Consider the following 23,396-nt stretch of genomic DNA (forward strand, 5'->3'; position numbering starts at 1 on the left):
TTGCTGCTCGCTCAGTAGCTGCTGCGGGCCGTAGGCGCTACCTGGGTACGAACCGAGCTGTTGATGACCACGGTTCCCAGGATGATGTCGTGCAGCAGCCGGCGGCGGCCGTTGAACAGGCCGACCAGCAGCACCAGCGGCGTCAGGAACGAGATCGAGACCCAGTACAGCACGGCATGGCAGGCGCCGAGCACGAAATAGCCCGGTGCGCCGTACCAGGTGCGCACCTCCAGGTCCATCGCGCGCATGCCCATGGTAGCCGAATGCGGGCCGCCGATCGAGGCGCCGTAATAGACGATCGCCCATACGATAGTGGCCGGCCACGCCAGCCAGAACAGCATCCAGCCCAATGTCAGCGTAACGATGCCGAACAGGAAGATGAAGATGTAGCCAAGGATGACGGGCACCGACAGCACGATGAGGTCGATCAGGAACGCAAACACCCGCCGCGTCAGCACGCCGCGAAACAGTTCCGGCTGCAGGTCGGGATCGAACGCATGCGGCGGCACCCCGCCGTCGTTCCGCCAGGCGCCGCCAGCATTTGAAGAGCCGCCAGAAGCGCCGCCGCCGGTATTGCCAGAGCCGCTATAAGACATGGTCCGTTCTCCAGGCCGAATTTCCCGAACGGAACATGGGAACCGGCCGCGCGCTCGCCAAGGGCCTGCGACCATTAACAGCGTGCAATATTCGGGGGCCGGCGGGCGGGCTCATCTCTCTCCCGTCATTGCGAGCGCAGCGAAGCAATCCATGGCGCGGCATAACGGATGGATGGATTGCTTCGCTGCGCTCGCAAAGACGTGGAGAGGCCGGGGCTACGAACCGGCCTTGATCTTCTCCGCGGCCTTCGGCGCAAAGTACGTCAAGATCCCGTCCGCGCCGGCGCGCTTGAAGCCGAGCAGGCTTTCCATCATCGCGCGGTCGCCGTCGATCCAGCCGTTATTAGCGGCTCCAGCAATCATCGCGTATTCGCCGGACACCTGGTAGACGAAGGTCGGCATCGCAAACGTGTCCTTCACGCGGCGCACGATGTCGAGATAGGGCATGCCGGGTTTCACCATCACCATGTCGGCGCCTTCGGCGATATCGAGTTCGACCTCGCGCAACGCTTCGTCGGAATTGGCGCTGTCCATCTGGTAGGTGCGCTTGTCGCCGGTCAGCGTTTTCGCCGAGCCGATGGCGTCGCGGAACGGGCCGTAGAAAGCGGACGCGTATTTTGCCGCGTAGGACATGATCTGCACGTCGAGAAAACCTGCCTCATCCAGCGCCTCGCGGATCGCGCCGACGCGGCCATCCATCATGTCGGAGGGCGCGATGATGTCGCAGCCGGCCTCGGCCTGCACCAGCGCCTGCCGCACCAGCACCGCCACTGTCTCGTCGTTGAGGATTTTGCCATCCTCGATCAACCCGTCATGGCCGTGGCTGGTGAAGGGATCCAGCGCCACGTCGCAGAGAACGCCGAGCTCAGGAAACTCCTTCTTGATCGCGCGCACCGACTGGCAGACCAGATTGTTCGGGTTGAGCGCTTCGGAACCGGTCTCGTCGCGCAAGGACGGATCGGTATAGGGGAACAGCGCGATGCAGGGGATGTCGAGCTTCATCGCGCGCTCGGCATCGCGCACCGCCCGATCGACGGTGAGGCGGTCGACGCCGGGCATCGAGGCCACCGGCGTGCGCGCATTGTTTCCATCGACCACGAACATCGGCCAGATCAGATCATCTGTAGTCAGCACGTTTTCGCGCACCAGCCGCCGCGCCCATTCCGCCTTGCGGTTGCGGCGGGGGCGAATGGCCAGGTCGAGCGGGGTCGAGGCGAGGGCGGTCTGCCGCCGCGGCGCGTCGCGCATTTCGATCGGACGCCCGAATTTGATCGCCATGTGATGGGTACTCCTGAGGCGCGGTCAGTTTTGATTTGTTCCAGTTCTAGCACCTTGCAGGTGTCCCGTCACCGCGCCTTGATCTGTCTCATCGGCAATTGATTTTACCGTCCCGGCGGGCCAAGACATGGTCCATGAGGACATTCCAGCCCGCGTTGAGCCCCGATTCCGAGGTCAGCTTCCATGTCTGATACTTCGGCGCGCGATCAGGGGCGGGACAAGTCCAGGGACAACGCGATGTCGATGGCAGCGATGTCGTCGGAGCGGATCGAGCCCGACGAGAATGTCTGGACGCGGCGGCTGGTGCTGTTCCTGCGCATCATGGCTGTTATCTCGATCCTGAAGGGCCTGTACCACTGGGCGCAGGTCACGGGATTCATCGGCGGCGAGGAAGAGGCGTTCGAGAACCAGTCGCTGGCCTGGCAGACCGCGACGGTCTATTTCGCCGTGATCGAACTCGTCGCCGCCGTCGGGCTGTGGCTTGCGACGCCCTGGGGCGCGGTGGTGTGGCTCACCACCGTGGTGTCGATGGCGGTGATCGAACTGATGTTTCCGGGCATCTATGGCGGCAGCCTGACGGTGGTGGGGCTTGAGGCCGTCATGCTGGCGGCGTATCTGGCGCTCGCCTGGATGGCCGCGCGCGAACGCCCGCCGTAGCGGCTTTCGCAAGCGAGTGGATCTAGATGGAAGCGGCGATCTGCTCCCTCGCCCCGTTCTTCACGGGGAGAGGGTTGGGGTGAGGGGCTGTATCCGCGAGTCCGAATGCGTGGATAGAGCCCCGCATCCCGACCTTGAGCGAGTTTCGCTCGTCTCGACCCGCGCGCGGGGAGAAGGAGAAGATTAACGTGTCAGTTTCCCGCCATAATTCATTCGCGTGCAGAAACCGCGACGCGATCCCGTACAATTTTCAAAAATTTTGCCGGTAACGTTTCAGTCACCGTTAAGGGCCGTAAAGGGTTCCACCACACACCTTACGCGAGCGTTTCGATTTCTAAGGCACCTGTTTCCGAATGCGACAGGGCTTGCAGACGAAGCGTGAACATCACGCGTTCACCGTCAATGAAATATTGCAAAAGGCCTTGATCCATGGGGCTTAATCGACAATTCACTCTGTTAAATTCATGATCTCTTTATTCTCTTATTTAAGCGGATCTTCAAACCGCCCCCTTAAGTTGAAGCTATCAGGCGGGACAGAAGTTTCGTCGAAATAAGTCGAAAAACGACGACAGGGGAAGTGTCATGATCAAAGCCGTTGCAACGGCGGTGGAAACCGCTGAACGCTCTGCCGGTCAAGCTCCGGTGCAGCCGCTCTATCTGGAAGCGTTGACTTTGGTGGAGCGGCTTCACCGCCGGCTGCTCGACGTCATCAAGGACGAATTCGATCGCCGCGGCCGCGCCGACATCAATTCGGTGCAGGCATTGCTGCTCTATAACATCGGCGACAAGGAGCTGACCGCGGGCGAGCTGCGCACGCGCGGTTACTATCTCGGCTCCAACGTCTCCTATAACCTGAAGAAGCTCGTCGAGCTCGGCTTCCTCGATCATCAGCGCTCCCGCGTCGATCGCCGCTCGGTCCGCATCCGCCTGACGGCGCAGGGCCAGGAAATCCGCAAGATCGTCGATGCGCTCTACCAGAAGCACGTCAAGACGGTGGAGCAGGTCGGCGGCATCTCGAACGAGGAGTTCGCGACGCTGAACAAGTCGCTGCACCGCCTCGAGCGGTTCTGGACCGACCAGATCCTGTATCGGCTCTGAGAATTTCTTTTCCGCTCGCGGTCAAGTCGGCCAGATCATGATCCGATTTATCGGATCATGATCGAGAAGACCGGCGGCCAAAGAGCGGACAATGAACTGGCAAGGCAGTAAGCCCTGCTGAAAGCGCATCGGCCCCGGTCTTCCGGGTCCGGTGCGTTTTGTTTTTCGTATAACCTCAAGTTGACGTTTTCAACGGGCGTCTACCCGATCGCTTGCCTTCGCACGATCCGATTGTGCCGCTTGCACAATCCGATTGTGCCCTTGCACAATCCGGATTGACTAGCCTTCGACGCCCCGCCCATAATCCCTCGAAATAGAGGCTTCACGCACGTGCCGGCCGCAAGAGTCGTGACGGCTTGACGCCCAAATGGGGAAAACGGGCTTGTCGGCATCGCGGCGTCCCATGTTCGGCGAGCAACAGCGGTTCGTGCTGCTTCTGATCGCGCCGGCTGCGCTGCTGCTGCTGCTGTTCCAGGTCGTGCCGATCGTGATCGGCGCCAATGCCAGCTTTCGCAACTGGGCGCTCTACAATCCCAAAAAGACCTGGATCGGCTTCGACCACTATGTGGCCGTGATAACGGATCCGGCGTTCCTTTACGTGGTGCTGCCGAACACCTTCCTGTTCATGGTGCTCAGCGTCGCCGGCGCGCTGGCGGCGGGGCTCATGCTGGCGCTGCTGCTCAACCGTCCATTCCGCGGACAGAAGCTGGTGCAGACGATCCTGCTGGTGCCGCTGATGGTGGCCCCGGTCGTCGCCGCGATCATGATCCGCTGGATCTTCAACGACCAGTTCGGCATCGTCAACGTGGTGCTGGAAGCAATCGGCCTCGAAGGGCAACCCTGGCTGGTGCAGCGCTGGAGCGCCTTCGGCATCATCCTTCTGACCGATATCTGGTTGTGGACGCCGTGGTTCACGCTGCTGCTGCTGGCGGGCCTGCAAAGCCTGCCGAAGGAGCCGTTCGAGGCGGCTGCCATCGACGGCACCACCACCTGGCGGGTATTTCGTTTCCTGACGCTGCCGATGCTGCGCCCGGTGATCGTGGTGTGCGTGGTGATCCGCGCCATCGATGCCTTCCGCACCTTCGACATCGTGTGGACGCTGACCGGCGGCGGGCCCGGACGCTCGACAGAATTGTTCAGCCTCTATGCCTATGTCCACGCCTTCCTCAACCTCGACCTTGGCCGCGGTTCGGCAGCCGCCATCATCGGCGGGCTCATCATCCTCGTGATCGGCGTGGCGCTCTATCGCCTCGTCGACCGCATCGCAAAGGCCTGATCCGATGGCCATGGTACGCCGCTCCGAATTCCTGCCGTGGCTGCCGCCGATCGGCCGCAAGACGCTGTTCGCGCTGGCACTGGCTTTCATTTGCTTCGCGTTCGCGTTTCCGGTGCTGTGGCTGATCCTGACTTCGCTTCGGCCGGAATCCGGCGTCTATTACGTCCATCGCGGCACTGAATTTACGCTCGGCAGCTTCGCCGAGGTGCTGAGCGACGACCGGATCGTCGGAGCCTTCCTCAACAGCGCGCTGATCTCGACGCTGGCGACCGTGTTCTCGCTGCTGGTGACGGTCTCGAGCGGCTACATGCTGTCGCGCTTCACCGGGCCGGCCTCGCGGATCTGGTTCGGAACGATCTATGTGTTCCGCTGCGTGCCCTATATCTCCTGGGTGCTGCCGCTGTACTTCGTGACGCAAAGCTGGGGCATCTACGACACCTATACCGGACTGCTGCTGCCGCATGTCGCGGTGCATATCTGCTTCTTCTCGTGGCTGATGAAGGGCTTTTTCGACGGCATCGACCCATCGATGGAATACGCCGCGATGATCGATGGCTGCACGCGATGGGGAGCCTTCATCCGCGTCGCGGTGCCGTCGGCGCTGCCGGCGATCTCGGCGCTTGCCGTGCTGTGCTGGCTGTTCACCTGGAACGAATTCCTGTTCGCGCTGATCCTGACCGGCAATCGCGTGCCGATGATTACGGTCGTGATGGCGCAGTTCGTCACCGAGATGGGATTGCGCTGGAATCTGATGGCGGCGACCGCGGTGATGGCGCTGGTGCCGGCGTTCCTGATCGCGCTGTTCGGGCAGAAATACGTCATCCGGGGTTTGAGAATCTAGGCAAGGAAAGACCAAGGAAAGATCGAGACACGACACAACGACAAAAAACAGGAGGAGAGGCTATGCAGGGACTGGCGAGATGGTTCGTGGCGGCGACCGCGGCCTTGGTGGCTGCGACCGGCGGCGCCGCCGCACAGGTGAAAGAGCTGCGGATCGGCTACCAGCCGAGCCCGATCCAGGACGCCTCGATTGCGATGTTCGAGGCCTGGGGCGCCAAGAACGGCGTCAAGATCGTCAAAGTGCCGAATTCCTACGGCGTCTATGTCGAGAAGATGACGGCATCGCTGACCTCGAACTCGGATCAGTACGACGTGATCTGGCACAATGACGATTGGGGGCAGACCTGGGCGCATTTGCTGGAGCCGATGGACGACGTCGCGGCCAACAAATTTGCCGATAAGTGGAGCATGGCGCCGGTGGTGTTCGCCAACGCGCAGGGCCAGAACACGGTCGTGCCGATGGGACAGACCTTCAGCGTGTTCTTCTATCGCTCCGACCTGGTGAAGCCGGAGGAAGTGCCGAAGACGCTGGCCGAACTCGTCACCGCGAGCAAGAAGCTGCAGGCGGACGGCAAGGTCAAGTTCGGCTATGTCGGTGGCATGTCGATGAACAACAGCTGGTTCAGCTGGTTCTGGTCGATGTGGGGCAACAATTGCGACGTGCTGCTGCCGCCCTATGAGCGCGAGAATGCGAAGCTCGCCGCGGCCGGCTGGAAATCCAGCATGACCGAGCCGTGCATGCAGCAGACCGTCGAATATTGGTGGGATGCGATCAACACCCACAAGATCGTGCCGCGCGGCATGCCGGCTTACGACCGCAACGAAGCCAACGCCGTATTCATGTCGGGCGACGCGGCATTCACCGTCGCGGACTCGCTGTGGTGGGGCACGTTCAACGATCCGGCCAAGTCGAAAATCGCCGGCAAGGTGGCCGCCACGCGCTTCCCGCTCGGTCCCAACCGGGCCAGGCCGTTCGCCTGGGACGATATCTGGGGCTGGGCGATCCCGAAATCGATCGCGCCGGAGCGCAAGAAGCTCGCCAAAGAGATGCTGGAAGCCATGATGCTCGACAAGGAAGGCCAGAAGAAGCTGTTCAAGGCGACCGGCGCGCCGCCGCCCAACACCGAGTTCTGGGCGGAAATCGCGGCGGAAGATTCGTTCATGAAGCTGTTGAAGGAATCGGTGCTGGATTCGCCGGACAAGGTCCGCGGCGCCTATTACTTCCCGCAATGGCCCGCCGTGCACAAGGCGTTCAACGACACCGTCACCAAAGCCGTCACCGGCAAGCGCGAGGATATCGCGAAGGTGCTGGCCGAGGGTGCGCCGCTGGTCAGCAAGGCCGCGCAGTAGTCGATGAGCAAACATCCCGCCGCGGCACGTCGCGGCGGGATTGTTTTGGGTCAACTTCAAGTTCAGGTGCGGCGGGTAAATGGCAGCGATCACACTCAGCAAGCTCAACAAGCATTATGGCTCGCTGTTCCACGCCGTAAAGGACGTCGATCTCGAGATTGCCGACAAGGAGTTCGTGGCGCTGGTTGGCCCATCCGGCTGCGGCAAGTCCACGACGCTGCGCATGATTGCGGGGCTGGAGGACATCACCAGCGGCGACATCCGCATCGGCGACCGGCTGGTGAACAATCTGCCGCCGCGCGACCGCGACATCGCGATGGTGTTCCAGAACTACGCGCTCTACCAGCATATGAGCGTCTACGACAATCTGGCTTTCGGCCTGCGCAACAAGAAAACGGCGGAGGCCGAGATCAAGGCGGCGATCGACCGGGCCGCCGGCATGCTCGGGCTGCACGAATTGTTGCAGCGCAAGCCGAAACAATTGTCCGGCGGCCAGCAGCAGCGCGTCGCGCTCGGCCGCTGCATCGTGCGCAACCCGCAGGTGTTCTTGTTCGATGAGCCGCTGTCTAACCTGGATGCCAAGCTGCGCGCGCAGATGCGCATCGAGATCAAGCGTCTGCATGCGGCGATTCCGACCACGTCGGTGTTCGTAACCCACGACCAGGTCGAGGCCATGACCCTCGGCGACCGTGTCGTGATCATGCGCGACGGGAGGGTTCAGCAGATCGGCACGCCGCTGCAGGTCTACGGCAAGCCGGCCAACAAGTTTGTCGCGGGTTTCATCGGCGCGCCTGCGATGAATTTTATCGACGTCAGCGTGCGCAGTGCAGCGGGTGTGACGTCAGTCGAGGCAGAAGGCCTGCGGCTCACGGTCGGGCCTGCGGACGCGTCGGCGCTCGTAGCCCACAGCGGTCGCCGCGTGATCCTGGGCATGCGGCCGGAGCACCTCGTGCTCGGCAATGGCGCCCCGGGCCTTGGTTTCGACGCCCGCGTCGAGGTCGTCGAACAGCTCGGCTCCGAGATCTTGCTGGAGACGAGGGTAGGCGGCGCCAGCGTCACCGCCGCCCGCGTGCCTGCGGAAACCGCCATCGCGCGCGGCGATCAAGTCCGCCTTTCGGCGCTGGCCGGCCGTCTGCATTTCTTCGATCCCGAGACCGAGCTGCCGATTTCGAGCTAAATCGGGCCCAAACGCCCTGTTTTTGCTGCCAGATGCCCGGGGGTTCCAAAAGAGATGGAACCATCCCGGCTCCAGCGCATTATCGGGCCTGTCACGGAACAGGTGAGGCATGCAGGTCGAGCGCGGAATTCAGGTCATGAACTTCGAAGTGGTGGGCGATGCCTATGCCATCGCTGCGAATTACCTCCGCAAGACCGGCGCCATTGCCGACAGCCTGGTCACCGACGAGCGGCTGCTCGAAATCATCGTGAAGATGTTCCAGCACGGCGAATTCAACAGGCTCCGGCTCGCCAACAAGGCGATTGCCGAATTCGAAGCGCGCACACTGGCCTGACCGCATCACCCGCATCACGCAACTCAGGAGAAGTCCATGGAAGCCGCGATCGACCGCATCATGCAGACCTATGACCTGCTTGTGAACCGCACTGCCGCGGCCAATGACGAGGCGCGCGCCAAGGTGACGGAATATCTCACGACGCTGGTCGAGGCAGGCGAGAAGGATCCGCACCGGCTGACGGTGTGCGGGCTGACCTATTTGCGCCAGCTCGATGGCAGCAACGATCCGGTGAAGGCGGGATATACGGGGCTGTAAGGAGCCGGCGCCCATCTTCCTGTGCGGCCTGACCGGCGCCAGAACATGCTGGAGCAGGGCCCTCCCGGAGGGGCCTTGCCTGCCATCGCCGCTCCGCCCTAGATTTCTGGATCTGATGTGGCGCGAGGGCTTGTCATGGACGTAGCGATCCCAGCCAATGAGCCTGAACGGTTTGAAGCGCTGACAAGCTATGCCATCCTCGACACGCTTCCTGAAATTGGATTCGACGAAATCACCGAACTTGCAGCGCAAATCTGTGACTGCCCGGCCGCTCTGGTCAGCTTCATCGACCCATCGCGCCAATGGATCAAAGCAAAATACGGACTTCCGGCAGAGCTTTCCGAATGTCCCCGGGAAATTTCGGTTTGCAAGGTCACAATCTGCAACAACGACATCCTCTACGTTCCCGACCTCCTGAACGATGAACGATTTAATACCAGCCCACTTGTGACGGGCGGTTTGAAGCTGCGTTTTTATTGTGGTGTCCCGCTCATTACCCAAGATGGCTATGCCTTGGGCACGTTGTGCGTGGTTGACTTCAAGTCGCGCGAACTCAGTTTCGAGCAGCGGGAAGCCTTACGGCGACTATCACGGCAAACTATGGTGCACTTGGAACTGCGTCGGCAGTTGATCGAGCGCAACGAGATGCTGCGCCAGTTGGAGCTGGCGCGCGATCGAGCAGTAGCCGAGAAAGGTGAATCGGAGCGACTGCTCCTGAACATTCTGCCGCCATCCATCGCAGCCGAGCTCAAGGCGAGCCAGCGCGTTCAGCCGCGCTTCTTCGACTCTGCGAGCGTGATCTTTATCGATTTCAGCGGGTTCACCCGCATCGTAGAAACAATGGAGCCGGCGAGCGTCATCGATCAGCTTGACCAGCACTTCACCCGGTTCGACGATATCATGGCAAAGCATCGCCTGGAAAAGCTCAAGACGATCGGCGATGCTTATCTCGCCGTGGGCGGCGTGCCGGAGCACAATCGCTCGCATCCGATCGACGCCGCGTTATGCGCGCTGCAGATACTCGATCACCTGACCAAGCTGAACCGGCAACGGGAGAAGCTGCACCTGCCGGCCTGGCTGGCGAGGATCGGAATCAATACCGGACCAGTTATTGCCGGTGTCGTCGGCAAACACAAATTTACCTACGATATCTGGGGTAACACGGTGAACGTTGCGGAGCGTGTCGAAGCCGCCGGCGTTCCGGGCCGCATCACTATTTCCGAAGCGACCTGGCAGCACATCAAGGGACGATTTGAAACGGAGCCCCGCGGCGCCGTGGAGGTGAAGCACAAAGGTCTGGTGAATATGTACTTCCTTAATCGCGTCAAACCCGAATTGTCCTCTGATCCAGCCGGGACTATGCCGAACGACCGATTTTGGAACCAGGAACGAGAGGCTCACTAAAACGTCGAGTAGAGATCCGTGTTATGAGTCCGGCGCGGATCGATGTGTCCCTTCATAATCGATGGAGGCTAGCCATGACATCAGTTTCCCGTCGTGTGTTCCTGTCGCTTGCGGCTGCCCTTGCGCCGGCCTCGGCCATCGCCCATCACGGCTGGGGCGGATACGATACGTCGAAGTCGTTCACCGTCACCGGCAAGATCCTGAAATCGACCTTCGAGAACCCGCACTGCGAGATCGAGATGGAGGTCGACGGCAAGCACTGGCACTTCATTCTTGCGCCGCCGTCGCGCATGCAGGCGCGAGGCGCTACCGCCGACTTGATCGCGCCCGGCAAGACCTGCACGGTGTTCGGCTATCCCCATACCAGCAAGCCGGATGAGGCGCGGATTGAATACATCGTGCTCGACGGCAAGCGCATCGAATTGCGGTAGGTCAGCGTGGAGCACCAGGCGGCCCCATCGATATTCCTGACCTTGCAGGAAAGCGCGCTGGGCCATGTGATGCGCTCTTCACCTTCGCTTTATCCCGCGGTCGAGATCTTGCACATCATCGGCTTCGTCGTGCTGGTGGGGTCGATCCTGGCGCTCGATTTGAGGATGCTGGGGCTTGGGCGCGCGATTGCGATTCCGCCGATGGCGCAACTATTGTTGCCGTTGTCGCGCGCAGGCTTTCTGCTCGCGATCAGCATGGGATTTTTGCTGTTCTCCGCCGATGCGTCACATGTCGTGAAAAATCCGGCGTTCCAGGCCAAGCTGCTGCTGATTGCGGCGGCGCTGGTCAATGTCGTGATCGCGCATTCAGGCCCATGGCGTCATGTCAAGAGCTGGCATGGCGAAGTGCCCGGCGCAGCCAAAGCCACCGCGTTGATCTCGCTTGTGCTGTGGCTCGGCGCGATCTGCGCCGGCCGCCTGATCGCGTATTTCTGATGGAGGCCGCCATGCGCCGCATGCGCTTCGTCATCTTCACCGTCCTTCTCGGCTTCTGCAGCACGGTGGAGGTCGCCGGCGCCGACGACGCGGCCGATGCCTGGAAGGCATTGCGGGCAGGCGGTCACGTCGCCCTGATGCGCCATGCCGATGCGCCGGGCGGCTTCGGCGATCCGCCGGGATTCCGCATCGATGATTGCGCCACGCAGCGCAACCTCAGCGAAAAGGGACGGGCGGATGCGGAAAAAATCGGCGCGCAGCTCAAGCGGGAAGGGATTGCGTTCGAAAAAATCCTGAGTTCGCCGTGGTGCCGATGCATCGACACCGCCAAGCTGCTGAAGCTGGGGACGGTCGACACCGAGGCGACATTCGGCAATGTCGTGGTGCTGCACGATCAAAGAGAGACTCTTGCCGCGGGCGCTCGTGCGCTCATCGCCAAATGGACGGCGCACGGAAACCTTCTCGTCGTGACGCACGGCGCGAATATTCAGGCGCTGACAGGCGTCTCGCCGGCCAGCGGCGAGATCGTCGTCGTCAAAAGCGGAAGCGGTCGCGCCGAACCTGTCGGCCGCCTGCTTCTCGATTGAACCCGACGCGAGTTACCGCGCGTCCGCCCTCGCGTCTTTGTTGCGATACCGGTTCCAGTTGGCGATCACGGCCTCATATCTGACCGCCTTCGCTGCAGTTTGGATGGGCGTGCCTTCGCCTTGCGTCCCATGGGTCTTCGTATCTGGAAAGACGATAAAGAATCCGAGCAGGCCGACGACCATCATCCCGTAGATCAGGAAGGCCGTTCTCAGCCAGCGTCTCGATTTAGCCTTGTGTTCGCTATGTGAGCGTGATTCAGACATTTGCGAAATCCATCTGTCAGCCCCAGTCGTTTATGGACCCAGCCGAAGCATGGTGCTGTGAACTGGATCACGTAGGGCGTATTTCAATGATGCCGTGCCAGCAGCCGGCGGAGGCTGCGGGGCAGGCGGCTAATGGCGCTTCGCCGAATAAACAAACGATTGGTCGTCGTATTCGTCAGTCGCAAGCTTGTTCACGTCGGCCTTCAGTTCGCTGAACGACATGATGCCGACGGATGCGTTTGGATGGTTCTTGGATGGCAGCGGTCGCAGGGTGGCGGCTGTTGCGGCGACCGCAAACCAGCGCGACGGCTACGAAACCGGTGATCGTTCGGTGCTTCGTCATGGGAAACCTCCGTTTCCCCAGCCCACGACTGTACGTCAGGGAAACAGCGGCGTGGTTCAACGTCAGACCAATTAAATGAAGGGCAGGGTAGGTGCCGGAAATTGCGGGCCACCAATACGAGCTAGCGCGCTTGATGCGGGTAAGCGTGCCACACTATACGGCAAGCAGGACACACCGGGAGCCGCGCGTCTCGGGACTGAAAAAAAGCTGATGGGTCGGCAAGAGATATCGAATGCGTTGGCCGACAGGCAAATCAGCTAGATGTTGTGTCCAGCAGCTCCCGCAAAAATATTCCGCTTAACATGTCGGGCAAATCAGCGGCATGACTCCGCGCGTCTCACCCGATTGAGGGGCGCTCGCGATCGTCACGAACGCGCGGTGAGATGCGATGGACGCGAAGCGCGCGCAGGCGAGCGTGCGTGAAGCGTACGGCGAAGTCGTGTGGTCCTGACGCCGCGGTGCTGGCGTCAAGTTCTCGAGAAGCAAGCTTCTTGGGGGCGACGGTGGCAAAAGAGCCGTTCACCGGGGAGAGCTCGCTATAAGCCGTAAAGCCATTGCGCAGGGAAGGCCGGAATGCTCCCGCTGCCCTGTATGCTCGTGTGCATTTTTGTTTGCGCAAATCGCACGCGAGACCGCGGGTGCAGCAAGCACCCGGTCTTCCCTGCGCCCTCTAAGTTCAGGAGGGCAAACGAAGATGCAAACCTCGGGCGCATTGTGTCGCGAGAAGGCGAAAGCTCGTTCAGCCGTCATTGCGAGCGCAGCGAAGCAATCCATCTCTCCGCTTGCCGCGCTATGGATTGCTTCGCTTCGCTCGCAATGACGCATCGTAGGATGGGTAGAGCGAAGCGAAACCCATCACCGCACGCACAGCGCTCGCGGCATTGATGGGTATCGCTTCGCTCCACCCATCCTACAGACGGATTGCTTCGCTACGGCAGCAATGACAGTCTCAACCAAATCGCGCCCCCCCAAACAACAACCAGAGGAAACCCCATGCTCACGCTTCATCACCTCAACGACTCCCGCTCGCAGCGAATTCTGTGGCTGCTGGAGGAACTGGGCACGCCCTATGAGATGAAGCGCTACCAGCGCAACGCCGAGACCCGGCTCGCGCCGCCGGAGTTGAAAAAGGTTCATCCGCTCGGCAAGTCGCCCGTCATCACCGACGGCGATACGACGATCGCGGAGTCCGGCGCCATCGTCGATTACATCATCCGCCGCTATGGCCAAGGAAAAGATAAACCCGCGATGATGCCGGCGCCGGGAAGCGCGGACTATGAGGCCTACAGCGAGTGGCTGCATTATTCCGAAGGCTCGGCGATGCTGCCGCTGATGCTGAACCTCTATGTCGGCCGGCTGAAAGAGGCGGGCGCGCCGCTGCATCCGCGCATCGACAGCGAGCTTGCCAACCATCTCGGCTATGTCGACGGCGCGCTGAAGGGGCGGGAGTTCTTTGTCGGGGCGTCGCTGACCGGCGCCGACATCCAGATGAGCTTTGTCGGCGAGATGGCAAAAGTGTTCGGGAAGCTGGATGCATACCCGAACCTCGCGGCCTGGCTGGGACGGATGCACGCCCGCCCGGCGTTCCAGCGGAGCATCGAAAAGGGTGGACCGTACCGGTTTGCGTGAGCGCTCCGTCGTTCCGGCCAAGCGAAGCGCGAGCCGGAACCCATACGCCGCGGCCGTCGGAAAGGGCAACTTAGCGCACGCCTTCGTTTCCCAACGGGCTTTCGTGGTTATGGGCCCCGGCTCAAGGCCGGGGCGACGGCGAGGGGGCGGGGGGCCAGCCCCCCTTCATTCCCACCATATCTGGCATAAATATCAGCCCTGTACCGCAAGTGCTTGGCCAAATCCGGCCGATGTGGTATCTCGCAGGCACTTCTTTCGACCGCCACACCAGACCCGCCCGTTTCGCCCCTAAGGGCCTGCGGCGGTGGAGATATTTCGCCCAATGACCTCCTCGTCCTCGAGCTCCAAGTCCGCCTCCGCGCCCGACTCGTTCTTCACGGCCACGCTCGCCGAGGCCGACCCGGAAATCGCTGCCGCGATCAAGGGCGAACTCGGCCGCCAGCGGCATGAGATCGAGCTGATTGCGTCGGAAAACATTGTCAGCCGGGCCGTGCTGGAAGCGCAGGGTTCGGTGATGACGAACAAGTACGCGGAAGGATATCCGGGCGCGCGTTACTACGGCGGCTGTGAATGGGTCGACGTCGCCGAGACGCTGGCGATCGAGCGCGCCAAGAAACTGTTCGGCGCGCAGTTTGCCAACGTGCAGCCGAACTCCGGCAGCCAGATGAACCAGGCGACGTTTCTGGCGCTGCTGCAGCCCGGCGACACTTTCATGGGCCTCGACCTCGCCGCCGGCGGCCATCTCACCCACGGTTCGCCCGTCAACATGTCCGGCAAGTGGTTCAAGGCCGCGCACTACACGGTACGGCGCGAGGACCAGATCATCGACATGGATGAGGTGGCAAAGCAGGCCGAGCAGGTGAAGCCGAAGCTTATCATCGCCGGTGGATCGGCTTATTCGCGTGCCTGGGATTTCAAGCGCTTCCGCGAAATCGCCGATTCTGTCGGCGCGTATCTTTTGGTCGACATGGCGCATTTCGCCGGCCTCGTTGCGGGCGGCGTCCATGCCTCGCCGGTGCCGCATGCGCACGTTACCACCACCACCACGCACAAATCGCTGCGCGGCCCGCGCGGCGGCCTGATCCTGTGCAACGACGAGGCGATCGCCAAGAAGCTGAATTCGGCGATCTTCCCGGGCCTGCAGGGCGGTCCGCTGATGCATGTGATCGCCGCCAAGGCTGTTGCCTTCGCCGAGGCGCTGCGCCCGGACTTCAAGGTTTATGCGAAGAACGTGGTCGAGAATGCCAAGGCGCTGGCGGAAACGCTGCGCGGTCACGGTTTCGACATCGTCTCCGGCGGCACCGACAACCATCTGATGCTGGTCGACCTGCGGCCGAAAGGCCTGAAGGGCAACGTGTCGGAGAAGGCGCTGGTGCGCGCCGCGATCACCTGCAACAAGAACGGTATTCCCTTCGATCCCGAAAAGCCGTTCGTCACCTCCGGCCTACGTCTCGGTACGCCGGCAGCCACCACGCGCGGCTTCGGCGTTGCCGAATTCAAGCAGGTCGGCGGCATGATCGCCGAAGTGCTCAACGCGCTGGCGCAGTCGGACGACGGCAAGGCGCCGCTGGTGGAAGCCGCGATCAAGGAACGCGTCAAGGCACTCACCGACCGCTTCCCGATTTATCAGTAAAGGCCTCATTGGATGCGCTGTCCCAGCTGCAACAGTCTCGATACGCAGGTGAAGGACTCGCGTCCGACCGAGGATTCGGCCGTGATCCGGCGGCGGCGGGTGTGCATCGCCTGCAACTTCCGCTTCACGACCTTCGAGCGGGTGCAGTTGCGCGAACTGACCGTGATCAAGCGCAACGGCCGCCGGGTGCCGTTCGACCGCGACAAGCTGGTCCGCTCGCTGCAGATCAGTTTGCGCAAGCGGCCGGTCGATCCTGAAAGGGTCGAGAAGATGGTTTCCGCGATCGTGCGCGAGCTCGAAAGCGGCGGCGAGGCGGAAGTATCCTCGGAGGCGATCGGCGAGATCGTGATGGAGCATCTGCGCCAGCTCGACGACGTCGCCTATGTGCGCTTTGCGTCGGTGTACCGCAATTTCCGCGAAGCCAAGGATTTTGAGGCCGTGCTCGGCGAACTCTCCGCGGAAGACGACGCACGGGTCGCGACGTTACGCAAATGATCTTCCGCATTCTGGAAGACCAGTACGCGCAGAAATCCAAAGAGGCCAAAGCGGCGGACCAGCGCTTCATGCAGCTTGCGCTCGCGCTCGGCCGGCGCGGGCTGGGGCAAACCTGGCCGAACCCGGCTGTCGGTGCGGTCGTCGTCAAGGATGGCGTAATCGTTGGCCGCGGCTGGACGCAACCTGGCGGCCGTCCCCATGCCGAGCCCGAGGCGCTGAGACGTGCCGGCGAGGCCGCGCGGGGCGCCACGCTCTACGTGACGCTGGAGCCCTGTTCGCATTTCGGCAAATCGCCGCCTTGCGTCGATGCGGTGATCGCATCGGGCATCGTGCGCGTCGTGTCGGCGATCGAAGACCCCAATCCCGAAGTGGCCGGGCGGGGGAATGCCAAACTTCGCGCAGCCGGCGTCACGGTTGATGTCGGCCTCGGCGCTGCGGAAGCCGCGCGCGATCACGCCGGGCATTTCCGCCGCATCCGCGACAAGCGCCCGCATGTCATACTCAAGCTCGCCGTCTCCGCCGACGACAAGATCGGCGCCGCCGGCCACAAGCCGGTTGCGATCACGGGCGAGGCGGCGAAGACGCGGGTGCACCTGTTGCGCGCGCAATGCGACGCCATCCTGGTCGGCATCGGCACCGCGCTGGCGGATGATCCGGTTCTGACCTGCCGCCTGCCGGGGATGGAAGCGCGGTCGCCGGTGCGGGTGGTGCTGGATCGCGCGCTGCGGCTGCCCGGGACCAGCAGACTGGTCCAGTCCGCGCGCCAGACGCCGCTCTGGGTCATGACGTCGGACTTCGCCGAAGCCCCCGCGGCCATGAAGCTTGGCGCGGCCGGCGCGCAAGTGATGCGCGTTGCGGCGACCGCGCAGCCGCCCGGGCTCGATCTGCCGGCGGCGCTGCGCGCGCTGTCCGACAAGGGCATCACGAGGCTGATGGTGGAAGGCGGCTCGCGGGTCGCCGCGTCGTTTGTCGCCGCGGACCTGGTGGATGAAATCTGGCTGCTGCGTGGGCCTGATAAGATTGGGACGGGCGGCATTCCCGCGCTGGACGCATTGCCGCTGTCGGCTCTCACCGGGTCGCCTGCCTTCAAGACACGTGCTAGCGAAAGCTTGGATAAGGACACTCTTACGATTTACGAGCGCGCTGTCTAAGCTCGTCATGCCCGGGCTTGTCCCGGGCATCCACGTCTTGGCGGCGGATGAAAAAGGAAGACGTGGCCGGGACAAGCCCGGCCATGACGGTGGTGAGATAGAGCAGAGCTTTAGATGTTTACCGGAATTGTCACCGACATCGGCGAGATCGCAGCCTTGACGCCAACGGCGCAGGGCCAGTTGCACCGCATGCGCATTTCCTGCCGTTACGACCAGACCACCATCGCCGATGGCGCATCGATCGCCTGCAATGGCGTCTGCCTGACGGTGGTCGCTTCCGGCGTCGAAGGCGGTAAGACTTGGTTCGACGTCGACGCCGCCGCCGAAACACTCGGCATGACGACCGCCAAGCATTGGGTCAAAGGCACCAAACTCAACCTCGAGCGCGCGCTGAAGATCGGCGACGAACTCGGCGGCCATATTGTCGCGGGGCATGCTGACGGCATTGCGACCATCGTCAAGCGTGACGATCTGCCTGACATGGCGCGGTTTGAATTGCGCACCGTGCGGGAGCTGGCGCGGTTCATCGCCACCAAGGGCTCGGTGACGCTGGATGGCGTGTCGCTGACCGTGAATACGGTCGAGGATGTCACGTTTTCGGTGCTGATCATTCCCCATACGCTCAGCGTCACCACGCTCGGCGGCTGGCGCGCAGGCAGCGAGGTCAATATCGAGGTCGATCTGATGGCCCGCTATGCGGCGCGGCTGTCGGAAATGAAGTGACAGGCAGACATACGGCGCTTAAAACGCCGGCCAGCGAGCAACACGGAAGGTAGTTGATGGCAGACGCGCGGCGCGCCCCTCTAAAAGACCAGACCGACATTTCAGGCGCGCGCGCGCTGATCGTCGAGGCGCGGTTCTATGACGACATCCAGGATGCGTTGATGGAAGGTGCGGTCGCCGAACTAAAGGCCGCCGGCGTGACGCATGACGTCATCACGGTTCCCGGCGCGCTGGAAATACCGGCCGCGATCGCGATCGCGCTCGATGCTGCCGAAAAGAACGGCAAGCCTTATGATGCGGCAATCGCGCTCGGCTGCGTGGTGCGCGGCGACACCATCCATTTCGAGATTGTCTCGATCGAATCCTCGCGCGCGCTGATGGACCTCGCGGTCGCCAGAGGTTTCCCGCTCGGTAACGGCATCATAACGGTCAATACCGACGCGCAGGCCTGGGCGAGGGCACGCGCCAGCGAGTTGAACAAGGGCGGCGACGCCGCGCGCGCGGCACTCGCGATGCTGCGGATCAAGCGCCGGCTGACAAAGGCCTGACGATGGCAGATCAGAAGAAGCCAGCGAAAAGTCCCGACAAGAAAGCCAACCGACGTGGCGCGGCGCGGCTCGCCGCCGTGCAGGCGCTCTACCAGATGGACATCGCCGGCGCCGGGATCAACGACATCTTCGCCGAGTTCGAAAGCCACTGGCTCGGCAACGAGGTTGAAGGCGATAAATATCTGCCGGCGGAGGCTGCGTTCTTCAAGGATGTGGTGGCCGGCGTAGTGCGCGATCAGGCCAGGCTCGATCCCTTGATCGACGATGCGCTCCAGAAGGGCTGGCCGCTGAAGCGGATCGACGCGATTTTGCGCGCGGTGCTGCGGGCAGGCTCCTACGAGCTGGAACATCGCAAGGACGTGCCGGGCCGTGTGGTGGTGTCCGAATATGTCGACGTCGCGCATGCGTTCGTTGAAAAGGAAGAGACCGGCATGGTGAACGCCGTGCTCGACCAGATCGCGCGCCAGTTCCGCGCCGAAGAGTTCGCGCGTGGCTAGCGGCCCGCCCGGGTCCGGCGAAGACTCGCTGATCGCGCGCTATTTCCGGCCGCTTGCAACTGACCCGGGCGCCTTTCGTCTCGACGACGACGCCGCGGCGTTGCAGCCTGACGGTTCCGACATCGTGGTGACGACGGACGCCATCGTCGAGGGCGTTCACTTCCTGCCCGACGATTCCCCCGACACCGTCGCGCGCAAGGCGCTGCGGGTGAACCTCAGTGATCTCGCGGCGAAAGGGGCAACGCCGGCCGGCTTCGTGCTGACGCTTGCACTACGCAGCGCCGACGAGGCCTGGCTGAAACCGTTCGCGGCGGCGCTTGGCGAGGACGCCGCGCAGTTCGCCTGTCCGCTGCTGGGCGGCGATACCGTGTCGACGCCGGGCCCGCTGATGGTCTCGGTTACCGCGTTCGGCCGGGTGCCGCCGGGCAAGATGATTCATCGCAGCGGGGCCAAACCCGGCGAGCGCGTGATGGTGACGGGCACGATCGGCGACGCCGCGCTGGGGCTTGCCGTTCTCAAGGGCGGTAAGGTGCACGCCGCCGCATCCGACAAGGCCGCGCGCGAGGCGCTGATCGGGCGCTATCGCGTTCCGCAGCCGCGCGTGGCCATGGCTGAGATCGTTCGCGGCCATGCCAGCGCGGCGATGGATGTGTCGGATGGCCTTGCCGGCGATCTCACCAAGCTCTGTGGCGTGTCCGGCGTATCCGCGGTGATCGATCTGGTGTCGATTCCGCTGTCCGGTGCGGCGCAGGATCTGGTGTCGCGCGGCGTTGTCGGACTGGAAACACTGATCGCCGGTGGCGATGATTACGAGATCCTGTGCACGCTGCCAGAGGATCGCGTGAAGGTGTTCGCGCAAGCCGCAAAGCGTGTCGGCGTCGTCGTGAGTTCCATCGGAACGATAGTCGCGGGAAGCGCGGTTCCGAAGTTCATCGACGGGCAGGGCACGGAAATCGCGCTGGAACGTCGCTCTTACAGCCATTTTTGAAGGTGGGGTCGTTAACGCGTCGGCCTTTATTACCCCACCAGCCATTGCTATTTCGTCGAAAAACCTATAGGTGTACTGCCATTCGATTACCGTCGTGCCTTTTCGAACGCGCCCTTAGGGGCTTCTTCCAGAGACATCGTCGATATTGGATTTGAATCCGTGCGATCGCCGTGCGGAATGAAAGCCTAGGTGCTTTGGAGAAGAGAAAATGGCTACGGGAACAGTGAAGTGGTTCAACGGTCAAAAGGGTTTCGGTTTCATTGAGCCGAGCGATGGCAGCAAGGATGTGTTCGTGCACATCTCGGCCGTCGAGCGCGCCGGCCTCGGCGGACTGGCCGAAGGTCAGAAGGTTCAGTTCGAACTCAAGACCGACAAGATGCGGGGCAAGGTGAGCGCGGAAAACCTGTCGCTCGTCTAAGGCTTCGAAACGGTCGTTTCACGGATGTACTGGAATGGCTAGTGAGCCCGCTCGATCCTGATGGGATTGGGCGGGCTCTTGTATTTTGGGCCCGGCCCCAACCTCAGGGCCAGCGCCCGCCACCGCACGGGCGGCAAGTTGGTTGCTGGCCCGGTTAGCGGTGAATCCTTTCAAAAATCGATGGATTCTGGCCTCCGCGGCGTTGCGCCGGGGAGACGATTTTGGCATGGTCCCGCCGATTTGAGGTCACCCTTTTGGGCAGGGAAGGCCTCCATAATAAGCGCCGGCCGCGCTCGCGGGATGGCGTGGGGCGGAAAACCAGCATCTGAGGCAACTTCTATGACAGCATTATGGGTGATCGTGCTCTGCGGAGCGCTTTCGATCGTTTACGCCATCTGGGCGACGTCGTCCGTTCTGAAAGCGGATGCCGGCAACGCGCGCATGCAGGAAATCGCGGCCGCGGTGGCTGAGGGCGCGCAGGCTTATCTGCGCCGCCAGTACATGACGATCGGCATGGTCGGCGTCGTAATTTTCGCCCTTCTGGCCTACTTCCTCGGCATGCTGGTTGCGATCGGCTTCCTGATCGGTGCGGTGCTGTCGGGTGCCGCGGGCTTCATCGGCATGAACGTCTCGGTTCGCGCCAACGTGCGCACCGCGCAGGCCGCGACCACCTCGCTGGCCGGCGGCCTCGAGCTTGCCTTCAAGGCGGGTGCGATCACCGGCATGCTGGTCGCGGGTCTCGCGCTGCTCGGCGTCACCATCTATTTCGCCTATCTCACCCACGGCTTGGGGCTGAAGGCCAACGACCGCGTCGTCGTCGATGCGCTGGTGGCGCTCGGCTTCGGCGCCTCGCTGATCTCGATCTTCGCTCGTCTCGGCGGCGGCATCTTCACCAAGGGTGCTGACGTCGGCGGCGACCTCGTCGGCAAGGTCGAAGCCGGCATTCCCGAGGACGATCCGCGCAACCCGGCGACCATCGCCGACAACGTCGGCGACAACGTCGGTGACTGCGCTGGCATGGCGGCCGACCTGTTCGAGACCTATGCGGTGACCGCGGTCGCCACCATGGTGCTCGCCGCGATCTTCTTCGCGACCTCGCCGCTGCTGGTGCCGATGATGACCCTGCCGCTCGCTATCGGCGGCGTCTGCATCATCACCTCGATCATCGGCACCTTCTTCGTCAAGCTCGGTGCCAGCCAGTCCATCATGGGCGCGCTGTACAAGGGCCTGATTGCGACGGGCGTGCTGTCGCTGCTCGGCGTTGCCGGCGTAATCAATTGGCTGATCGGCTTCGGCCCGCTGGCGGGCGTGAAGTACACCGGCCTGGCGCTGTTCGAGTGCGGCGTCGTCGGCCTCGTCGTCACCGGCCTGATCATCTGGATCACCGAATACTACACCGGTACTGAATACCGCCCGGTTAAGTCGATTGCGGCGTCCTCGGTCACCGGCCATGGCACCAACGTGATCCAGGGTCTGGCGATCTCGATGGAATCGACCGCCGGTCCGGCGATCGTGATCATTGCGGGAATCCTCGTCACCTACAGCCTTGCCGGCCTGTTCGGCATCGCGATTGCGACCACGACGATGCTGGCGCTGGCCGGCATGATCGTAGCCCTCGACGCCTTCGGTCCGGTCACCGACAACGCCGGCGGCATTGCCGAAATGGCCGGCCTGCCGAAGGAAGTCCGCAAGGCCACCGACGCGCTCGACGCTGTCGGCAACACCACCAAGGCGGTCACCAAGGGCTACGCGATCGGCTCCGCCGGCCTTGGCGCGCTGGTGCTGTTCGCCGCCTACAATGAAGACCTCAAATTCTTCATCGCCAACTCTGCCAAGCATCCGTACTTCCAGGGCGTGCTGCCCGACTTCTCGCTCAACAACCCCTACGTCGTGGTCGGCCTGCTGTTCGGCGGCCTGCTGCCGTATCTGTTCGGCGCGATGGGCATGACGGCGGTCGGCCGCGCGGCCGGCGCGATCGTCGAGGAAGTGCGGCGCCAGTTCCGCGAGAAGCCCGGCATCATGCAGGGCACGGACAAGCCCGACTACGGCAAGGCCGTCGACCTGCTGACCAAGGCGGCGATCAAGGAAATGATCATTCCGTCGCTGTTGCCGGTGCTGTCGCCGATCTTCGTCTACTTCGTGATCTACGCGATTGCGGGCGGCGGCGCGGCCGGCAAGTCGGCGGCGTTCTCCGCCGTCGGCGCCATGCTGCTCGGCGTGATCGTGACCGGTCTGTTCGTTGCGATCTCGATGACCTCGGGCGGCGGCGCCTGGGACAACGCCAAGAAGTACATCGAGGATGGCCATTTCGGCGGCAAGGGCTCCGACGCCCACAAGGCTGCCGTGACCGGCGACACCGTCGGCGATCCCTACAAGGATACGGCGGGTCCCGCCGTCAACCCGATGATCAAGATCACGAACATCGTGGCGCTCTTGCTGCTGGCGGTCCTGGCGCACTGAGCGGCGATTAGCTGATCAAAAGAAAACCCCGCGGTGCGAGCCGCGGGGTTTTTGCTGTGTGCCGAGCATGATCGACAGCTTGGAGGTGAAAGTCTTCTATCCAGCCTGATGGCGGCGAAGGATTAGCGAAGCGCAAGGGCGTCACCGCGAGGTGGGGTCTGAAGGAAGCGTGGAGCAAAGCCGCGACCCGATGGACAAACACCGGATAACGAGGCCTACCCGGCCGGACGAGCGAGCAACTGATCGCAAAGTCCACAGTCATCAACGACCGGGGTGGTAAATTCGGCGGGCGTGCGGTGAAGGCGGTCGATCCTACCTCGGGAGATCTGCGCTGCGTCTCGGTAACGAGACTGAGGTCGTCGTAAGGCGATCTGACCGCAGTGCAGAGGTCAGCAGAGGGCATAGTAGGCGGAACGAGTTCCGCTGAAGGCCTGAACGCTGGAAGTGACGAGTAGATGCAGCGATA

Annotated in this window: 25 protein-coding genes; 22 read left to right on the top strand and 3 right to left on the bottom strand. The window is 62.7% G+C overall.

Going from position 1 to position 23,396, the window contains the following annotated elements; all coding sequences use genetic code 11:
- Window positions 1–11: 11 nt before the first annotated feature.
- Window positions 12–596 (bottom strand): RDD family protein, encoded by a 585-nt coding sequence (locus IVB05_RS18730; protein WP_247786094.1) that lies wholly within the window; start codon window positions 594–596, stop codon window positions 12–14.
- Window positions 597–812: 216 nt separating this feature from the next.
- Window positions 813–1,874 (bottom strand): porphobilinogen synthase, encoded by a 1,062-nt coding sequence (hemB, locus tag IVB05_RS18735; RefSeq protein WP_247786095.1) that lies wholly within the window; start codon window positions 1,872–1,874, stop codon window positions 813–815.
- Window positions 1,875–2,057: 183 nt separating this feature from the next.
- Between hemB and IVB05_RS18740 the strand changes: the two genes are divergently transcribed.
- The 12 genes from IVB05_RS18740 to IVB05_RS18795 all read left to right on the top strand — a co-directional run bounded on the left by IVB05_RS18740 (window position 2,058) and on the right by IVB05_RS18795 (window position 11,781).
- A complete protein-coding gene (locus IVB05_RS18740) occupies window positions 2,058–2,531 on the top strand; it encodes a DUF6163 family protein (RefSeq protein WP_247786096.1) in 474 nt (157 codons plus the stop codon).
- Between the two features lie 582 nt (window positions 2,532–3,113).
- Complete coding sequence (locus tag IVB05_RS18745) at window positions 3,114–3,629, top strand: MarR family winged helix-turn-helix transcriptional regulator (protein ID WP_074276258.1); 516 nt, start codon at window positions 3,114–3,116, stop codon at window positions 3,627–3,629.
- A gap of 382 nt (window positions 3,630–4,011) precedes the next feature.
- Complete coding sequence (locus IVB05_RS18750; protein ID WP_247786097.1) at window positions 4,012–4,905, top strand: sugar ABC transporter permease; 894 nt, start codon at window positions 4,012–4,014, stop codon at window positions 4,903–4,905.
- 4 nt (window positions 4,906–4,909) lie between these two features.
- Window positions 4,910–5,746, top strand: coding sequence for a carbohydrate ABC transporter permease (locus IVB05_RS18755; protein WP_247786098.1), 837 nt, complete (start codon window positions 4,910–4,912; stop codon window positions 5,744–5,746).
- A gap of 62 nt (window positions 5,747–5,808) precedes the next feature.
- Window positions 5,809–7,095 carry an extracellular solute-binding protein gene (locus tag IVB05_RS18760; RefSeq protein WP_247786099.1) on the top strand — a complete coding sequence of 429 codons (1,287 nt, stop codon included), beginning with the start codon at window positions 5,809–5,811 and terminating at the stop codon, window positions 7,093–7,095.
- A gap of 79 nt (window positions 7,096–7,174) precedes the next feature.
- Window positions 7,175–8,272: a sn-glycerol-3-phosphate ABC transporter ATP-binding protein UgpC gene (gene ugpC, locus IVB05_RS18765; RefSeq protein ID WP_247786100.1), complete on the top strand. Its 1,098-nt coding sequence runs from the start codon at window positions 7,175–7,177 to the stop codon at window positions 8,270–8,272.
- Window positions 8,273–8,381: 109 nt separating this feature from the next.
- A complete protein-coding gene (locus IVB05_RS18770) occupies window positions 8,382–8,606 on the top strand; it encodes a hypothetical protein (protein WP_247786101.1) in 225 nt (74 codons plus the stop codon).
- 36 nt (window positions 8,607–8,642) lie between these two features.
- Entirely contained in the window at window positions 8,643–8,864 is a 222-nt protein-coding gene (locus IVB05_RS18775) for a hypothetical protein (RefSeq protein WP_247786102.1), read from the top strand.
- A 135-nt stretch (window positions 8,865–8,999) separates the two neighbouring features.
- Entirely contained in the window at window positions 9,000–10,268 is a 1,269-nt protein-coding gene (locus IVB05_RS18780; RefSeq protein ID WP_247786103.1) for an adenylate/guanylate cyclase domain-containing protein, read from the top strand.
- 74 nt (window positions 10,269–10,342) lie between these two features.
- Window positions 10,343–10,699: a DUF6152 family protein gene (locus tag IVB05_RS18785; protein ID WP_247786104.1), complete on the top strand. Its 357-nt coding sequence runs from the start codon at window positions 10,343–10,345 to the stop codon at window positions 10,697–10,699.
- Window positions 10,700–10,705: 6 nt separating this feature from the next.
- The gene (locus tag IVB05_RS18790; RefSeq protein ID WP_247786105.1) at window positions 10,706–11,194 is read left to right on the top strand and encodes a hypothetical protein; all 489 of its coding nucleotides are present in this window, start codon (window positions 10,706–10,708) and stop codon (window positions 11,192–11,194) included.
- A gap of 11 nt (window positions 11,195–11,205) precedes the next feature.
- Window positions 11,206–11,781, top strand: coding sequence for a histidine phosphatase family protein (locus tag IVB05_RS18795; RefSeq protein ID WP_247786106.1), 576 nt, complete (start codon window positions 11,206–11,208; stop codon window positions 11,779–11,781).
- 12 nt (window positions 11,782–11,793) lie between these two features.
- Here the strand turns inward: IVB05_RS18795 and IVB05_RS18800 are convergent, their stop codons facing one another.
- A complete protein-coding gene (locus IVB05_RS18800; protein ID WP_247786107.1) occupies window positions 11,794–12,045 on the bottom strand; it encodes a hypothetical protein in 252 nt (83 codons plus the stop codon).
- Between the two features lie 1,336 nt (window positions 12,046–13,381).
- Between IVB05_RS18800 and IVB05_RS18805 the strand changes: the two genes are divergently transcribed.
- The 10 genes from IVB05_RS18805 (at window position 13,382) to IVB05_RS18850 (ending at window position 22,930) form a co-directional block, all read left to right on the top strand.
- On the top strand, window positions 13,382–14,017 hold the full coding sequence (locus tag IVB05_RS18805; protein ID WP_247786108.1) for a glutathione S-transferase: 636 nt from the start codon (window positions 13,382–13,384) through the stop codon (window positions 14,015–14,017).
- A gap of 322 nt (window positions 14,018–14,339) precedes the next feature.
- On the top strand, window positions 14,340–15,650 hold the full coding sequence (gene glyA, locus IVB05_RS18810; protein ID WP_247786109.1) for a serine hydroxymethyltransferase: 1,311 nt from the start codon (window positions 14,340–14,342) through the stop codon (window positions 15,648–15,650).
- Between the two features lie 12 nt (window positions 15,651–15,662).
- On the top strand, window positions 15,663–16,145 hold the full coding sequence (gene nrdR / locus IVB05_RS18815; protein ID WP_108513565.1) for a transcriptional regulator NrdR: 483 nt from the start codon (window positions 15,663–15,665) through the stop codon (window positions 16,143–16,145).
- Window positions 16,142–17,296 carry a bifunctional diaminohydroxyphosphoribosylaminopyrimidine deaminase/5-amino-6-(5-phosphoribosylamino)uracil reductase RibD gene (ribD, locus tag IVB05_RS18820; RefSeq protein WP_247786110.1) on the top strand — a complete coding sequence of 385 codons (1,155 nt, stop codon included), beginning with the start codon at window positions 16,142–16,144 and terminating at the stop codon, window positions 17,294–17,296. The genes nrdR and ribD overlap by 4 nt, the downstream gene beginning before the upstream one ends.
- 114 nt (window positions 17,297–17,410) lie before the next feature.
- Window positions 17,411–18,019, top strand: coding sequence for a riboflavin synthase (locus IVB05_RS18825; protein ID WP_247786111.1), 609 nt, complete (start codon window positions 17,411–17,413; stop codon window positions 18,017–18,019).
- 56 nt (window positions 18,020–18,075) lie between these two features.
- A complete protein-coding gene (gene ribH / locus IVB05_RS18830; RefSeq protein WP_214492970.1) occupies window positions 18,076–18,567 on the top strand; it encodes a 6,7-dimethyl-8-ribityllumazine synthase in 492 nt (163 codons plus the stop codon).
- Window positions 18,568–18,569: 2 nt separating this feature from the next.
- Window positions 18,570–19,064 (top strand): transcription antitermination factor NusB, encoded by a 495-nt coding sequence (gene nusB / locus IVB05_RS18835; protein WP_247786112.1) that lies wholly within the window; start codon window positions 18,570–18,572, stop codon window positions 19,062–19,064.
- A complete protein-coding gene (gene thiL, locus IVB05_RS18840; RefSeq protein ID WP_247786113.1) occupies window positions 19,057–20,052 on the top strand; it encodes a thiamine-phosphate kinase in 996 nt (331 codons plus the stop codon). The genes nusB and thiL overlap by 8 nt, the downstream gene beginning before the upstream one ends.
- A gap of 208 nt (window positions 20,053–20,260) precedes the next feature.
- Complete coding sequence (locus tag IVB05_RS18845) at window positions 20,261–20,470, top strand: cold-shock protein (protein WP_028345703.1); 210 nt, start codon at window positions 20,261–20,263, stop codon at window positions 20,468–20,470.
- 339 nt (window positions 20,471–20,809) lie between these two features.
- Complete coding sequence (locus IVB05_RS18850; protein WP_247786114.1) at window positions 20,810–22,930, top strand: sodium-translocating pyrophosphatase; 2,121 nt, start codon at window positions 20,810–20,812, stop codon at window positions 22,928–22,930.
- Window positions 22,931–23,396 lie beyond the last annotated feature (466 nt).

This window comes from Bradyrhizobium sp. 170 (assembly GCF_023101085.1).
GTDB lineage: Bacteria > Pseudomonadota > Alphaproteobacteria > Rhizobiales > Xanthobacteraceae > Bradyrhizobium.